A 16,594-nucleotide genomic window follows, 5' to 3' on the forward strand; every position below is an offset into this window, starting at 1 on the left:
TACTAATTGTAAATAGGAAATTGTTGGCAAAGTTCTGTTACTTCATTACGTGTACGCTGTTGAACGGTTTCGTTCGTTATACTAGAAAGTACATTGTTCATCATTGTTGCAATGATTTTCATTTGCTCTTCTTTCATGCCACGAGTTGTAACAGCGGGTGTTCCTATGCGTATACCACTTGTCACCATTGGTGACAGCTTTTCAAATGGAATGGTGTTTTTATTTACGGTAATACCAGAGTTTTCCAATGCGCGTTCCGCGTCTTTTCCCGTAAGATCTTTATTTTGCAAATCGATGAGCATTAAATGATTGTCGGTACCACCAGAAACAATGCGGAAGCCGTGTTCTTGTAAATGCGTTGCAAGAGCTTTGGCGTTCGCCACTACTTGTTTTTGATACTCTTTAAATTCAGGTTGCAATGCCTCATGAAATGCAACGGCCTTCGCCGCGATTACATGCATCAAAGGTCCACCTTGTATTCCTGGAAAGATGCGTTTTTTGACCGCTCGGGCGAATTTTTTACGCGTTAATATCATCCCTCCGCGCGGTCCGCGAAGAGTTTTGTGAGTCGTTGTTGTCACAAATTCAGCATGTGGAACAGGTGAAGGATGAATTCCTGCGGCAATCAATCCCGCAGGGTGTGCTACGTCAGCTAAAATCTTGGCGTCTATCTCGTCGGCGATTTCACGGAAAGTTTCATATTGAAAAAAACGTGAATAGGCGCTAGCACCTACTATGATAAGTTTTGGCTTGTGTTTACGTGCGAGGTCACGTACTTGGTCATAATCAATACGTTCATCTTTTTCCGATACACCGTAGTGTACCGCATTGTAAGTGTAGCCTGAAAAGTTTACCGATGCTCCGTGAGTAAGATGACCTCCATGAGATAAGTCCATACCTAGAATAGTATCTCCAGGTTCTAGGACGGCATGGTACACGGCCATATTTGCTTGCGAGCCGGAGTGTGGCTGAACATTGGCATGTTCAGCGCCAAATAGTTCTTTTGCTCTTTGCATGGCTAACTTTTCACCAACATCGACATGTTCGCAGCCTCCATAGTAACGTTTACCAGGGTAACCTTCTGCGTACTTGTTGGTCAATATAGAACCCTGAACTTCGAGCACCGCTTTACTCGTAAAATTTTCCGAGGCAATGAGCTCAATGGTGGATTCTTCGCGATTAAATTCATCGGCGATTACTTTTGCAATCTCAGGATCAACGTCATTTAGCTTTTTCATTTTATCTTCTTTTTCCATTCAAGTATTTTTTCGTCTCTTGTTGTTTTTGAACTGTTGTGCTCAAATCCTACCTGGGTGTTTGTTATGGTCTCAAGAGCAAGATTCGCGTGTTTGCGAACTTCTTTATCTTCGTCGTTTAGTAAAGCAAATAAATCGTTGGTAATCGTTTTATCGTTTTTTTGTAGAGCAATCTTACACGCTAAAACTTTTACATATGGGTTTTTGTCTTGTAATGCCTTTTTTAATACCTGTAGTGCTTCTTTGGTATTTACGCTTCCCAATTGAATTACCGCTCCCATTCGTATGTCTGGGTTTGGCGACACTATCTCTTCAGACAATAACTGTAACTTTTTGTCCTTGAATTTTACCTGTTGTTCTACCGGTTCTTCCGTTTCTGTTACTGTTTTCTGTTGTGGCTGTGAAATATTTTTGACTTTGTTGTGTAAAATTTGCGCTTCTAGATCTTTTACTTTAGACTCTAAAAATTTTACTTTCTTCAGTAAAAAATTATTTCTTTTACGCAATATCTCAGAACGTTGGTTTTGTTGCTTTAAATCGTTTTTTAAATTCTGTAATTCTAAACTTAAGAAATCTTGTATCGCAGCTACTTTTTTTTCCAGTTGTGCCAGACGGCTTTCTTCTGCTTCTTGGGCAGAGCAAACACTGAAAAACAGAATGCATATTCCCATTAAAAATCTCATTCTATACCTCTATTTTTCTTCATCAAATGCTTAATTAAGGATATTGTTTTTTCCATGGCAAATTTTTTGTTTTCCGGCAATAATTCGTTCAACTTGTTCATTACTAGTAGCGCGGCTTTGTACTTTTTCAATTTTACGAGCAGTTTACCCCATTCATTCAAAACAGCGGCGTTGTTAGGTGAAATTCGCTCAATTTCTTTGTATTTAGCCAATGCTTTATCGTATTGCTCTGTTAGAACAAAAACATTCGCTATGTGCTGTTTTATATCTGCGTTTTTTGGGGAAAATGTCTCTGCGCAAAATAGTAAGTACAAAGCTTGTTGTTTGTTGTTGTTTATTTTTAGTTTTGCTAATGCGACAAGTCCAGGTGTAAATTGAAAATTAAGGTCTACGCATCTCTGTAAAAAAATTTGAGCTTGGAGACGCGCGTCTTCTTTTAAATGTAGTATCCCTATAGAATACAAAGCCCATAAATATTCTGAGTCATAATTTAATGCTTGGTGAAAATAATTTATTGCAGCATTAGGTTTTTTCAATAAACCAAGTAAACGTCCATAAAGGAAGTAACTCTCCGCATTACGCGGTTGTAGATATATATTTTTCTTATATTTTTTTTTTAGCCAGTAGGAGTCTTTTTCACGAAATTCAACATCTTGCAACAAACATTTTTTTTGGGTACTCTTCCAAGAGTTGTTGATTGTCCAATGTTCTTGAATGATTCGGAAATTGGCTGTGTTTTGGGAGCACCCAATAGAAATCGCAAAAACAGCAAGAAAAAAAATTGTTTTGCGCAAAAAGGCTACCTCTAAAAAATTATAAATAATTGAAAATACGTTGGCTATATGGTGCCCCAAGACTTCTGCATCGTTTTCTTTCCCGCAGTTATATTCAACAAAGTCATTGCTAAACCACGTCCTAGGGTACGGTACTGTTCTGCACCTTCGTGTTCATAGTCATCAATGATCGTTTCTCCGCAGAAAATTTGGTCAAAACCACCTTCTACGATGAGACCCATTTCTAACAATGCTTGCAGTATCTTGTATAATTGTATTTTGCGTGTATTCGTATCTCCATCGCCTTCATGAGAAAGAAAAGCAGAACCTATCTTTCCACGCATATCATTGGGAAAGCGTTTCATAATGTCAAGTACACCGCGAATTTCAGGAGGCAATTCTCCATTTGGTGTCGCGATAGAACCAATGACAATCGCACCTGCTGTTGTTAGTTGTTCAGAGGTAACATCATCTGCACTAACTAAATCAACTTTGTTTCCTTCAACAAACGCACCTTCTGCAAGGAATAATGCTAGATCGTGAGCTCCAGGCCATCCGCTTGGGTGCAGTACGATCATTTTTTTCGCTTCAAAGCGCGCCATTAAAGGTTCCAACTCATCAATAACTGCTTGGGGAGTTGCATAGCGATCTTCGCGTTTTTTTGCCATCATTTTTTCGATAAGGTGGCAAATGTGTTCCCCCAACGAAGCGCGTCGTTGCTGCGGTATTACCAGATCTTGGACTAAGTGTTTTTTCAATATTTCTGAAGCTGTTGATCCTGTAAAAGGAACTTTTCCGACAAGCATGTGATACAGAGTGGCACCTAGTGAATAAATATCACTTCGTGTATCGATATCTTGTAAACCTCTACATTGTTCTGGCGACATGTAGTAAGGGGTACCTAGTGTAGTTCCTTTTTTCGTAAGCAGATCGATGTTCGACGTCTTGGCGAACCCCAAATCGCAAAGCTTAATCTCGTTATTGAGATTAATCATAATGTTACCGGGCTTGATATCTCGGTGAATTATTTTGTGTTTCGCAGCGTGAGCAAGTGCCTTGGTTGTTTGATACGTGACTTGTAAGGCAAACGGTACGGACAGAATTTTCTCGCGTTTCATAATTTCGAGAATTGTCTCACCATTGATGAGTTCCATCACAAAAAAGTAGTAACCGTTTGATTGTCCGACATCATAACCTTTGACGATATTTTCGTCATTAAGCTTTGCCACCGCTTTTGCTTCGATGAAAAAACGCTCTACATAAGTTTTGTCATCCGCAAGTTCTGGAGCTAAAACTTTTAGGGCGATAATACGATCCATACTCATTTGTCTAGCTTTATAAACCGTACCCATTCCCCCTTTGCGAATCTTTTTGATTATGTCGTATCCTTCGATTTTAGGATATTCCTCATTTTCATCATTTTTCTTCGGAGCATTGTTGATGCGTCGAAGTTGGGTGATGCTGATGAAATTACGTTCTAGCATGATCTCTGCTAGATTTTTTTTCTGTCCTTGTTGTTTTAAAACTCCTTGGATACGCCGTGCTTCTTTTAGGTGTTTTTTTGAAGCAATACCTTTTACTAAAACCGTCTTTTCGAGTGTCTCATCATCAATCAGAATAAGCTCATCTTTTCCTGGCTGCCGTAATTGAGCAGCTAAGATGTCATCTAACTGTGCTTGTGATAGACATTTTTGCTCTAATAGAATTTCCCCAATTCGCAGTGGGGGATGCATTCTTTTTTGAAGACGAAGGCATTTATCTAACTGTTCAAGACTAACGAAATTTTTGCGAATAGCGATTTGTCCAAAAAATTCGGGATTATTGGCCATGCGCTTATACCATCCTCAAATTGTAAAGTGAAACCTAATTTTGTAAAGTGATGGGAATAAATTTTGAAGTTTAAAGATCAAATGTTTTGGCCCACGCACTTGTATTTTTTTTGATTTTAGCAGACTAATGAAGGGGTGTCAAAAAAAAATCATTGTGTATAGCGCGTATCATCAATACGTCAAAAACCTAAAGTTTAGTTATTATAGGACTCGTAGCCGTAATCGTCACCATGACCCTTACCGAAAATATAGGTGTTTTTGCAAATATGTGTGCAAAATATGAAATTATTCCGCTTTACACAGTAAAAGCACCCTACTGTTTTTTAGCTACGACTAAGGCTACGATGACGATTTCAACTATGGTCACAATCATCTTTACGAATTATGATATGTTCGAACCATACATCTTGTAAAAGCATAAAGCATCTGACTATCTACAATGAGATAAATCCTTGCAATAGTCAAAGTTTTCGTATATGATAATAATATAAAATATTACAAATTCACTACAAAATTAAAAATGTTTATTTCTAAAATAGCGTACATGTAAAAAATATAGGCTTTTCATAAAGGAGTATGTAGTTTAGAGATCTCTCTTAAACTACGGTAAAATACTATGGGTTTTATTTTAGAAACAGGTATCGTAGAGCAGATTATTGAGCACTCTGGTGCTGTAGGTGCTATCATAGGCCTTGCAATTGTCGCATTAGTTACGATTCAGCTTACCGTTTATTTTCTGGGTTCATTGAAGAGAAGTGCGAACGAACTTAAACAGCACAACCTGGAAATGGAAGTTTTAAAAACAAAGCTACAAACAGCAAAAATCAAGCAGTACCAACAAGAAACGGCTACTTTGGGATGGAATGGTTTTCGAAAATTTGTTGTTAAAAAGAAACAACACGAAGGGAAACAAAAACCAAAAGGCCCATATCTAACACGTACAGACGAAAACAAAGAATTTCATATGAACAGAGATGAAATGGTTGTTGGTCGTACAAAAGATACCGACATTCAGGTAGTGCACAATACCGTTAGTGGTAAGCACGCGCGTATCCTTTGCCGCCGCAACGAACTATTTGTTGTCGACGATTTTAGTACCAATGGTACCACTTTGAATAGTGAAAAGCTAAAACCAGAAGTTCAAGTAAAACTGAATCACGGAGATGATTTAGTTTTTGGAGATGTACCTTTTAAAGTTAGTCTTCCTGCGGGAGAGGCGAAAGAGGGAACCGGAAGTGGTATTTGTTCTTTCTACCTCAGTCCTCACGATGGACGTCCGCTGCCATCCTTTGAACCTGGACAATACTTAACCTTTCAATTTAAAGTACCAGGCGAAACAAAGCCTGCTGTACGTTGCTATTCTCTATCTGATAGTCCAAAACTAGATTACTATCGCGTATCTATAAAACGTCACTTCCGCAAGGACAAGAGCCCGGGACTTATTTCACATTACTGGCATGATCATGTTCAGGAAGGTGACATCATCGATGTAAAAGCTCCTGGTGGTAAGTTTTATCTGGATATGGATAAGCAAACACCTATCGTACTTATCGCTGGTGGTGTGGGAATCACACCTTGTTTGAGTATGTTAAACACCATCCTTGACCGAAAATCTAAAAGAGAAACATGGTTCTTTTACGGCTTACGCAATGGAAAAGAGCATGTTTTCAAAGAATACCTAGAATCTGTAGCACTCGAAAACGACCATGTGCGTTTACACGTTTGTTATAGTAGACCAAATGATGAAGACGTAAAAGGTAAAGACTATCAACATGCAGAGCGCGTTAGTGTGGATCTTTTCAAACGTTTACTACCATCTAACAACTACGATTATTACATGTGTGGTCCTGGCCCAATGATGAAATCTGTCGTAGAAGGTTTAGATGATTGGGGTGTACCGGAGAAGAATGTTCACTACGAAGCGTTTGGACCTGCATCAGTTAAAAAAGCGAAACCTGCTCCTGCTCCAGCAGCCGGTGCTCCAGCAACCAAAGTTACATTTGCTAAGTCAGATCAAACTGTTGATTGGACAGGTGGAACTATTCTTGAGCTAGGTGAAGCCGCAGGCATTAGCATGGAATCTGGATGTCGTGCTGGTAACTGTGGTGCGTGTGTTATTGCACTAAAATCTGGTGAAGTAAACTATGTGAGTGAACCAAGTGATCCTCCGGAAGCGGGAACTTGTTATGCTTGTATCGCAGAACCTAAAGGCGATATAGCTGTAGATGCATAGTCTTTAATTTTTCTTTCAAGGATGCTTAGATATTATGATCCAATTAGTTGTAAAAAAAGGAAGAGAAACGTTCGGCGAGTTTGACTTTACAAAAGATAAAATCAACATCGGACGCTTACCACAAAACGATATCGTACTTAGTATGGGCGGTATCTCGCGTAAGCATGCAAATATCGAATTACAGCGCGATGGCTACGTATTGACCAAGATGTCCGAGCACAGCGAAGTACTTGTGGGAGATGAAAGCATCGAGTCATGTGTACTCAGCGACGGAGATGTAATTACGATAGAACCATTTACCATACGAGTGTCCATACAAGAGCCTGGAGAAGAAAAGGCAACAGCAGAAAAAATTAAACGTCCTAAACGTTGGGCTGTTCCGTATGGCGAAGATATGTCGGATGAAAAAGTCGACTATATTTTAACTCATGCACCTTTTAAAGACATTGATGAAAGTGCATTCACCGCCGCGGCGCCATTAAAGGGTATTTTACGCAACGATGCACGGATCGTAAAGTACAATTCCGGCAACATTATTATTCGCGAAGGTGACTATGGAAACTCCGCTTTCTTTATTCTTCAAGGATCTGTAAAAGTTGTTTTAGGAAAGGGAAGACAAGGTCTTCCTCCGTCACTTTTAGGTCGCAGTAAGAAAAAGAGTAAGGGGGTTTTAAGTGCCCTTGCACAGTTATGGACAAACAACAAAATGCCTGAAGTGCGCAATGCGAAAGCGTACAACCAAACTTCGAGCAAGAAAAAAGGGAAGCGCAACAATCGCATCACTCTTCAAGGAGTACCTTCTGTATTCGATAAGTACAATACTGCACATCTTGTTGAAGGACAAATTTTTGGTGAAATTGCGGCAATGAGTCGTACACCGCGTACCGCAACAGTTGTGGCAAATGAAGATATCGAACTTGTTGAAATTCGTTGGCAAGGTTTGCGTGATATACGTAAGAGAGCGAAAGAGCTCAAAGAGCATATTGATAAAATATATCGTCAAAACAACTTACGTTTTCAGATTCAAGAAACACCTATGTTCCGCAATCTTTCTTCGGAACAATTAGATATTATCGTGCAAAATACCATTTTTGAAACATTTGGTGATTTTGAATGGAACCGCGATTTCAAAAAAGCTGCCAAACGTGGTATTGGAAAAGAGCCGATCATTGCTCAAGAAGATGACTATCCTTCTGGGGTATACATGATTCGTTCTGGTTTTGCACGCCTAAGTCAAAAATATGGTCATGGCCATAGAACACTTGCCTATTTGGGAGGTGGACATATTTATGGTCTTGAAGAAATTGCGCATAACTGGCGAAGTAAAAAGCAAGTATGTTTTCAAAAAAGTTTACGTGCCGTAGGTTACACCGATGTGCTCATTATCCCTACCAAAATTATGGAAGATATTGTACTACCTTCTCTTCCACCAAAAGATCTGCCTGAACTTATTGATCCATCTAAAGCTTCGAAGAAAAACGAAGCCTTAGACAACACCGAACAGTTGGAGAAAATAGGTAGTCACCTAATGGAATTTTTGGTAGAAAATCGTTTCATCAATGGAACGGCAACGATGATGATCAATCTTGAACGTTGTACGCGTTGCGACGATTGTGTTCGTGCATGTGCTGCTGCACATGACAACAACCCTAAATTTTTGCGCCACGGACCACAGGTGGACCAGGTAATGATTGCAAATGCCTGCATGCACTGTGCTGATCCTGTATGTATGCTGGGGTGTCCAACAGGAGCTATTCACCGCGATGCTCTTCAAGGACAGGTAATTGTAAACGATATTACATGTATTGGGTGTGCAACATGTGCGAACAGTTGTCCATATAACAATATTCGCATGGTAGAGATTCGCGATTCTTCTGGAAACTTTATTCTCGAAAATGAAACGAATAAGCCTATTGTTAAAGCGACAAAGTGCGATCTTTGTGTAGACCAACTAGGCGGTCCTGCTTGTCAACGGGCGTGCCCTCATGATGCACTAAAACGAATTGATATGACTAATTTAGAAACTCTAGCAAACTGGATTAGCCGATGAAAACATTTGCTGCAAGAAGAACACAAAACCTAACACTACTTACCATTGTGTGTGTAGTGTTGTATTTCGCATATAGTGTATGGCAAGCTTCTTTGAAACCTACAAATTTTTACACAGGCTGGATTCTTGCTGGATGTATGATATTTTTGACGCTGTATAACATGCGTAAAAAATTGACATTTTTGCCAGCGTTGGGTTCCTCGGCCATGTGGTTGCAATTTCATTTGTACATCGGAATTTTCACCATATTTGCCTTTGTACTGCATGTCAATTTTCATATACCAAACGGTATATTTGAAAGTGCACTGTTTATTCTTTTTTTTGCGGTAGTGGGTAGTGGTGTACTCGGCATCTTTATTACGCGCCGTAGCCCGCGGCTCATGACACGTAAAGGGGAAACTTTTTTATACGAGAGAATCCCCATACTCCGCAAAAGAGTGAAAGACGAAGTAGAAAAACTCGTATTTGATAGTATAGAGGAAACGAATTCAACAACACTAAGTGATTTTTATCTCAAAAAACTTCATGTATACTTTAGCCGACCGCAAAATATACTTGGACACCTTTTTGAATCTCATACGCCACTTCGCACACTAAAAAACGAAGTAGATGTTGTCGAGAGATATCTCGATAGTAATGAAAAAGAAGTGTTGCAAGATATTGTTTCCTACATTGAGACAAAAGACAATTTAGACTATCAATATGCACACCAATTAATGTTAAAAGGATGGTTGTTTTTCCATATTCCTGTTACATACGCGTTATTGATATTCTCTTTTGTTCACGGTGTTTTGGCATACGCCTTTCACGGAGGAGGAATGTAGGCCTGACACTACGTGTAAACTGTAACTCTGTAGTTAAAGTCTTGATTTAAGTTGCGAACAAAAATATTTAATGGATCAAACCAGTGCTACTAATGTCCAAAATTGTTCCATAACTCACAAGAAAAACTGTGTGCATACTAATGAAACACAGTTGAATTGCGAGCTCAAAACATATTACAAAATTTAAAATCATTCAGGACTGTTTTGATTTTCAGAGAGGAGATACGAGTTAAATAAGGAGTTTAAATGTACTTGGTGATACAAGTACAAACTTCTCCCAATAATCAAATTTGGGTATCCTCGTTACAAACTGATGAAAAAACTAGAGATATACGACTTTGATAAAAGTCATTACGAACGCCCTAACCAAAAGTGGGTCTGCGGACGCCTGGAACATGGATGCCCTTGCCATGTCGGACCAGACCAGAAAGGGCGCTGTCGTGCTGTAAATGATAAATTATTTGAATGCACACCGTGGAAGGATGAAGATCGTTGGAAGTGTGCACGCCCAAAGAGTTTAGGCGGGGCTTGCGAAGATGGTCCTTCTCCAACAGGAGTTTGTTGTCGGCAAATTCCTGCATGTCAACCGCGTTTAAGCCATCGCGCACGGCGTGGACGCATTGTTGTTTACAGTGCGATGTTGGGTGCTGGAGTGCTGTTAGTTTTCTTATTTGGTATTTTTACCAAAGATTTTACCTCTCCAGGATCTTTAACGACGCCGCACAGTGCGATCACGGCTAAGTTAGAAGGGCAAGATGATTGCTCTATTTGCCACACCGCAGGTGAAGGTGATGCTCTAGCATGGGTCAATCGCGCTTTCAAACAACATGATGTCGGCATAAAAGAAAGTGAAAAATGTTTGGACTGTCACCGTCAAGCCGGAGATATCAAAGGCAAAGAATCAGAATCATTGGCTCTTAATATCCACGGTATTCGTGCGGAGCGACTCCAAAAATCAACGGAAAAAGTAAGCGCGAAAAAAGACGAAGTGCAACTGTTTCCCATCGCAGATATTGCCAATGTGAAAAACTCTTTCGTTACGAGTTTGGCAAATCGCGAGATTATTAAAAGTGAAAAAGATGGCAAAATTGAATACCATAAAGTGGCTTGTTCTACATGTCACCGCGAACACCATGGACGAAATTATGATTTGACAAAACTTACCAATCAACAATGTCAAACATGCCATACGGTTAAATTTTCGAGTTTTGCTCACGGGCACCCGGTATTCGAAAAATTTCCATATGATCGTCGTACGCGTATCATGTTCGATCACACCACACACTTTGGTGAATATTTTGAACAGAAAAAGCAAGAAGGTATGAAAAACATACCCAACAAATGTAATGCGTGTCATAAACTCGATGAAGGTGATCAGTTAATGGTCGTGAAAACATTTGAAGAAACATGTATTCAGTGCCACGAAAAAGCTATCTTAAAGCCAGATGAGGACATCAATGTTATACGTTTCCCTGGTTTTTTAATGGAAGATTTTTACGCACAGTCTAAGCAATTTAAAATGCGTCCTAAATTTAAAAAATGGCCATCGGTGGATGAAGAAGACTCTGGAGAAGCTACTGATTTCATGCGTTTGTTGTTGTCAAAAGACGAAGAAATGGAAGACGAAGACATTTCGGAATATATGGAAACATTCTTGTTTGATCTGATTGCAGAATCTCCTGCAGACGAAGACGAAAACGAGATAAAGGCCATCAACGCATATGTTCTCATGATTCAGCGTCTTTGCGATGAAATAGCAAAAGAGGATAACTCTGCTTTAAAAGAACGCTTAGAAAAAGTTTTGAAAATATCCATTGGCAATGAAAAGTTGAAGAACTTATTCCCAAATGTTTCCGATATGTTGCAAGTGGTTCAAGCTCGTGTTCTGCCGCCAATCAATGCAAAACGCAAAGAACGATTTAGTGCTTTTGAGTTTGAAGAAAAAGAGTTGCCCACCGGTTGGTATTTTAGTGGTTACACTCTGAAATATCGCCCTGCGAAGCACTCTGATCCAGTGATGAAAACATGGTTGGATTTGATGGCGAAAACTTACAACACGGATAAAGTAGATCCTGAAGGGAATACCGAAGGGAATACCCACTATGTATTTAACACAATGAATCGGTGTTTGAAATGTCATAGTGTTGACAAGTCCGAAGAGAAAGATACTGTTTGGAAAATCAATTGGAAGCCAAATAAACCATCTAACCAAGGACGATTCAACCGCTTTTCTCATGCGCCGCACTTGGCGTTACTTGACGATGTAGGATGTGTCAAATGTCATACATTGAAAAAAATGAAGGAGCCGGAGAATCCAGAGCCAGGCAAAACTTACGATATATTTGTGAAGGCAAAATACAATGAAATTTACGAAGGCCGAGATCCACATGCATTCATGAGTAACTTTGAATTTATGAAAAAAGATCTTTGTGCCAAGTGTCACGTAAAAAGTCGCGCAGGTGACAATTGTACACGCTGTCACAACTATCACGTAAATCCTTTTGAGCCAGCTCTCAACACAACGATTAACGAGATACAAGGGAAGAAAGTTTCCAAAGTATCGCTAGATCACTTTAAAAAGAATGCGGAACTACTCCCCATTCAAAAAGAAGTTGTGAAAAAGTAAATAAAAAAGGCGAGGGTTGAATCCTCGCCTTTTTTTATAATCTTTCCGGAAGTTAAATAGTTCTTACCCTTAATTCACGGAATAACAAACACGGCTTTCCCGATGAAACTATACTATCATTTCCCCTAACCCACGTAACATCTCAATAGCATCTTGTGGTAAAGTCTTTGGTTCCTTACCCGCTGCATAACAAGCAAGGATTTTTTCGGCTGTTTGTTCGATGATGTGTGTTAGATCTGCTGCTTGTCTCAGCGTTCCTGCGGCAACGACTAGACCATGATTTTGCATCAAAACCGCTGTTCCTTTTCCAATTGCTTTGGCAACCTCCTCTGCGAGTTCTCTACTTCCTGGCATAATGAATGGTACGCGTGGAATCTCTCCCACAAAAACCGCTTCTGTTGAAATAGGAAGAAATGGTAGTTCACTAAGTGCCAGAGCTGTCGCTTGAGGAGCATGAGTATGCACCACGGCATTTATTTCTGGACGATTTTTCATAATCAATGTATGTAGATGTCTTTCACTCGAAGGGTTGTACATGCTTTCTTGTAGCGGATTTCCTTCTAAATCGACATTGACAATCATCTCACCACTCAGACCACCTTTGTATACTTGACTTGGGGTAATCCATGCATTTTGTGTATTTTTGGCATTGCGTACGCTCACATTACCACCAGTGGAAGTGATAAATCCTGCCTGATACAGTTCATTGAAAATTTCGACAACTTCGTCGCGTTCGTCATTACATTTTTGTACGGCCGTCGCTGTTTCTGCTGTTTTTTGTACGACAGGTTGTGCAGTGGTTTTTTGTGGAGCAGTTCCGGCTAAATTTTCCAAGTTACCTGGATCACCTATTTTGTCGCGGGCAATCGTATACAAGCGAATGGTGTCCTTTTCAATTTTTTGCATACGCATTGCTTTTAGAGTGTCTCCACTAAATGATAGTTTGCCGGTCATTGCGGCACGTACACCATTTATCTTACCAAAAAGTACACCATCAAATGTTGCGGCCTTCATCTTAAGAGTCACATTTGGACGTTGTTTTGCCTCTCCCCAGTAAGTTGTGACAACTCCTTTGTTATAATGCACAACAAATTTGTACTGGGTATCGGGAATAACGTATTGCACACAGATATTGAGTTTATTTGAAAATTTTATGATGGCATCGTCTTTTTCCACTAGTTTGAGAAACATTTGGCAAATCTCTTTAAATTTTCCGTCACCTTGTGGTTGCTGTTCGTTGGTCTGTGGTGTCTGTGATGGAGTTTTTGATACTTCTTGTGTGACAGATGCCGTGTCTTGCGTTGCGGGTTTTGCCACGTTTTCCGTTGCCGGTTTTGCTACTTTTTTTGTGGTAACAATGTTGCGCAATTTGGAAAACATTCCCTTTTTGTTGGTTGTTGATTGTTGTTCTTGTTCTTGCTCTTGGTCAAGATCTGTGACCGCAGGACCGCTCGTCGCATTTAACTGCTGCAATTGTTTGGTTGATAATTTTTTCGCCGCTTGTGTCCAGCTAAAATTTGCTAAAACTTCGGGGTTACGTGCATGATCGGGTCGTTCACCACGTAACAATTTTTTAAGCTCACTGACCACTATTTGTCCCTGGTGAGCAGAAACCTCATAAGTGTTACCGGCAACATGAGGGGTTGCAATCACATTGGGAAATGCGAGTAGCGGATGATCTGCTCCGGGAGGTTCTACAGAGAAAACGTCCAGTGCAATACCACCAATTTGTTCATTTTGTAAAGCGGTGATGAGCGCTTGCTCGTCGATAAGATGAGCACGAGCGGTATTTACCAAGCCACACGTTTTTTTCATTTTTTGAAATTCATGATGTGAAATTAGATTACGTGTTTCTTTTGTTACGGCAGCGTGCAAACTAATAAAATCGCTATTTTCAAGTAAAAATGGTAGTGAGACAGAACGTGCTCCTGTGGCAGCGATGTCTTCCGCGCTTAAATACGGGTCATAAACCAATATGTTGACATCAAAAGGCAAGAGTCTTTCGACAACCTTGCGTCCGACAGCTCCCATGCCGATAAGACCAATATTCTTTTGCCATAGTTCATATCCTTGTAATTGTTTATGAGCCATGCCCATTCTTGCAATATCTCCGGCCTCCACTTCAGGGTCATGTAAAAAGGAAATGGCGCTCTTTAGTTTACGTGCTAGCATCAAAATGAAAGCTACGGTTAAGTCGGCAACGGCAACAGCATTGCGTCCGGGTGTATTCAGTACTGGTATACCGAGCATTGTACATGCATTTATGTCGATATTAACGGCATTGCCGCGGCAGGAAACAACTGTTTTCAAACTGGGAATTTTTTGCAAAGATTCGGCATCGAGAACATCTACTTCGGTAATAAATACATGGTAGTTATGCAAAGCTTCAACGAGTGCATCTCCGGTCAGTAGCTGCATTTCATTGCGATAACTTCCATAGTGCACATCGGCAAACTCTCGTAGTTGAGCCAAAGATTTCTCATCGAAGTCCGCGGAAATGAATATGCGCGGACGAAACTGTGTCGTAACATCGGTAATGCGCAGCTCGTTTACTTCACTAACTCCTTGTAGCGCAGCGTCACCCGCCAGTTTATTGTATGATGTGGCGCTTTTCGCCATATCATGCCAACGTTCGTAGAGATTTTGATACGTAGAACTGTGGTCTTCATCTGTTTTGCAAGTGGTATACGAGTTGATTTTCTGGGCGGCACTAATGAAATCGCTAAATACTCCAACGCCCACACCAGCACATATTGCGGCCCCCAAGGCTGTGGACTCTTTTACCTGTGGAATATGGATGTCTGTTTCGTGTAAACTACTCAGTATTTGAGCACACAATGAACTTTGCGACATACCACCAGTGAAAATAACTTTTTGTACTTTGTCTGTCAATTGCCTTAGGTTTGTACTAATGCCATAGCAAATACCTTCGACAATTGCTCGCGCGATATGCTGGCGTTCAGCAGTATTTTGTGGATAAATCATCGGCGCGACGGTTAAATGTCCCAAGGGAATATTCATTTCGCGCGCATCGAAAACCCCTATTCCCATCGTCGATAAAATTCCCCGTGCACCGCAACTCGATGTTTTTGCCTGCGCACATAGCATAGCAACGGCTTGCGGGTGGTTGTAGATTACTTTACTGATAAACTCCAAAGTAGCTCCGACAGGACCAGCATTGCTTTCCTGTACCCATAATCCAGGAATAATGTGACTTTCTGTCCACAAATGATTTTGTATTTTTACTTCACTTTGTACATGTTGAACAGGAGCGGTTGTTCCACTCACAATGCAAATATCCCCGGCCTGCGTAGCACCACTACCTAGAAGAGCGCTTTGCGTATCTGCTCCGCCGACAATGACAGGTGTACCGTTTGTTAGCCCTATTTCGTTGGCAACATTTTTTTGTAGTTCCCCCAGTTTCGTACCTGCATGATTTACTTTAGGAAAGATATGTTTGGGAATGTCTAGAGATTTGATAAGAGATTGCGACCATTCATTGTTTTTTATATCAAAAAGCATCGATCCGCTGGCATGGGACAATTCTGTAGAGATAACGCCGGTTAGACGCATGGCGATCCAATCACCTATACTCATGACCGCATGTGCTTGCTGCATAACCTCAGGATGCTCTTGGACGAGATGATACAAACGCGATCCCATGAGGACAGCACCTGGCCAATGTCCACTAGTAGAGGCAAATTTATCACCATGTTCGCTACCCAGTTGCGCAGCATGCATGGCAGCACGTCCATCAATATTGGGTACTGCAAAAATGACTTTTTGTTGTTTGTCGACGATAACCATTCCATAGCGAACACTGCTAACAGCTAGCGCTTTGATATTTTTGGTATCAATGGCGTTTTTTTCTGTCACTTTACGCACTACTCGAACAATTGAATTCCATATGGTTGTGGTATCTAAGTCATAAAATCCAATGGAGTTAGGGATCGTACGGTGTGTCCAAGAAATGCTTTCGCATAGGGTTTCTCCGCTTTCGACGTTTAGTAGCAAGCAGCGTCCTCCACCACCGCCAATGTCGATTCCCATTAAAAAGGAGTTACTCATTTTACTTTCCTATTATGATGTATGGTTTTAATAAAAACTTCCCGAGAAAAATGTATTGCAAAAAAGTGAAAATGTATATATCTTACATATATAGCATTTTAGGTTGGAATAATATAGAGTACCATTCACTGGTGGGAAAATTTCCGTGTGATTATATCGAGCAAAAAAAAACAACCTTTTTTGCTGCATCCAGAACAAATAGCTGGCTACTTTTCAGTAGTTTAGGCTATTTATAAAGCCGCGGATTTCGCG

9 protein-coding genes are annotated in these 16,594 nt (G+C 40.4%); 4 read left to right on the forward strand and 5 right to left on the reverse strand.

Annotated features, from left to right (window positions below):
• Positions 1-2 precede the first annotated feature (2 nt).
• The 4 genes from UABAM_RS23785 to UABAM_RS23800 are packed head-to-tail and all read right to left on the reverse strand — an operon-like array spanning position 3 to position 4,541.
• Entirely contained in the window at positions 3-1,238 is a 1,236-nt protein-coding gene (locus UABAM_RS23785; RefSeq protein WP_151970492.1) for a serine hydroxymethyltransferase, read from the reverse strand.
• Positions 1,235-1,939: a HEAT repeat domain-containing protein gene (locus tag UABAM_RS23790; protein ID WP_151970493.1), complete on the reverse strand. Its 705-nt coding sequence runs from the start codon at positions 1,937-1,939 to the stop codon at positions 1,235-1,237. The genes UABAM_RS23785 and UABAM_RS23790 overlap by 4 nt, the downstream gene beginning before the upstream one ends.
• Complete coding sequence (locus UABAM_RS23795; RefSeq protein ID WP_173013536.1) at positions 1,936-2,733, reverse strand: tetratricopeptide repeat protein; 798 nt, start codon at positions 2,731-2,733, stop codon at positions 1,936-1,938. Before UABAM_RS23795 ends, UABAM_RS23790 begins: the two co-directional genes overlap by 4 nt.
• 44 nt (positions 2,734-2,777) lie before the next feature.
• Entirely contained in the window at positions 2,778-4,541 is a 1,764-nt protein-coding gene (locus UABAM_RS23800; protein ID WP_151970495.1) for a serine/threonine protein kinase, read from the reverse strand.
• A gap of 616 nt (positions 4,542-5,157) precedes the next feature.
• Between UABAM_RS23800 and UABAM_RS23805 the strand changes: the two genes are divergently transcribed.
• The 4 genes from UABAM_RS23805 (at position 5,158) to UABAM_RS23820 (ending at position 12,274) form a co-directional block, all read left to right on the forward strand.
• Positions 5,158-6,774: an FHA domain-containing protein gene (locus UABAM_RS23805; RefSeq protein ID WP_151970496.1), complete on the forward strand. Its 1,617-nt coding sequence runs from the start codon at positions 5,158-5,160 to the stop codon at positions 6,772-6,774.
• A 34-nt stretch (positions 6,775-6,808) separates the two neighbouring features.
• Positions 6,809-8,824 (forward strand): cyclic nucleotide-binding domain-containing protein, encoded by a 2,016-nt coding sequence (locus UABAM_RS23810; protein ID WP_151970497.1) that lies wholly within the window; start codon positions 6,809-6,811, stop codon positions 8,822-8,824.
• On the forward strand, positions 8,821-9,648 hold the full coding sequence (locus UABAM_RS23815; RefSeq protein ID WP_151970498.1) for a hypothetical protein: 828 nt from the start codon (positions 8,821-8,823) through the stop codon (positions 9,646-9,648). The genes UABAM_RS23810 and UABAM_RS23815 overlap by 4 nt, the downstream gene beginning before the upstream one ends.
• A 313-nt stretch (positions 9,649-9,961) precedes the next feature.
• Positions 9,962-12,274: a hypothetical protein gene (locus tag UABAM_RS23820; RefSeq protein ID WP_151970499.1), complete on the forward strand. Its 2,313-nt coding sequence runs from the start codon at positions 9,962-9,964 to the stop codon at positions 12,272-12,274.
• A 108-nt stretch (positions 12,275-12,382) separates the two neighbouring features.
• On the opposite strand, the gene UABAM_RS23825 is transcribed toward UABAM_RS23820, so the two are convergent.
• Positions 12,383-16,342 (reverse strand): NAD(P)-dependent oxidoreductase, encoded by a 3,960-nt coding sequence (locus UABAM_RS23825; RefSeq protein ID WP_151970500.1) that lies wholly within the window; start codon positions 16,340-16,342, stop codon positions 12,383-12,385.
• Between the last annotated feature and the right edge of the window lie 252 nt (positions 16,343-16,594).

It is taken from the genome of Candidatus Uabimicrobium amorphum, assembly GCF_009002475.1.
In the GTDB taxonomy this organism is placed as follows: Bacteria; Planctomycetota; Uabimicrobiia; order Uabimicrobiales; family Uabimicrobiaceae; genus Uabimicrobium; species Uabimicrobium amorphum.

Excerpts from the sequence above, each read along its gene's own strand:
- UABAM_RS23805 (WP_151970496.1), top strand. The coding sequence starts at position 5,158 with ATGGGTTTTATTTTAGAAACAGGTATCGTAGAGCAGATTATTGAGCAC.
- UABAM_RS23815 (WP_151970498.1), top strand. The coding sequence starts at position 8,821 with ATGAAAACATTTGCTGCAAGAAGAACACAAAACCTAACACTACTTACC.
- UABAM_RS23790 (WP_151970493.1), bottom strand. The coding sequence starts at position 1,939 with ATGAGATTTTTAATGGGAATATGCATTCTGTTTTTCAGTGTTTGCTCT.
- UABAM_RS23825 (WP_151970500.1), bottom strand. The coding sequence starts at position 16,342 with ATGAGTAACTCCTTTTTAATGGGAATCGACATTGGCGGTGGTGGAGGA.
- UABAM_RS23810 (WP_151970497.1), top strand. The coding sequence starts at position 6,809 with ATGATCCAATTAGTTGTAAAAAAAGGAAGAGAAACGTTCGGCGAGTTT.
- UABAM_RS23785 (WP_151970492.1), bottom strand. The coding sequence starts at position 1,238 with ATGAAAAAGCTAAATGACGTTGATCCTGAGATTGCAAAAGTAATCGCC.
- UABAM_RS23800 (WP_151970495.1), bottom strand. The coding sequence starts at position 4,541 with ATGGCCAATAATCCCGAATTTTTTGGACAAATCGCTATTCGCAAAAAT.
- UABAM_RS23820 (WP_151970499.1), top strand. The coding sequence starts at position 9,962 with ATGAAAAAACTAGAGATATACGACTTTGATAAAAGTCATTACGAACGC.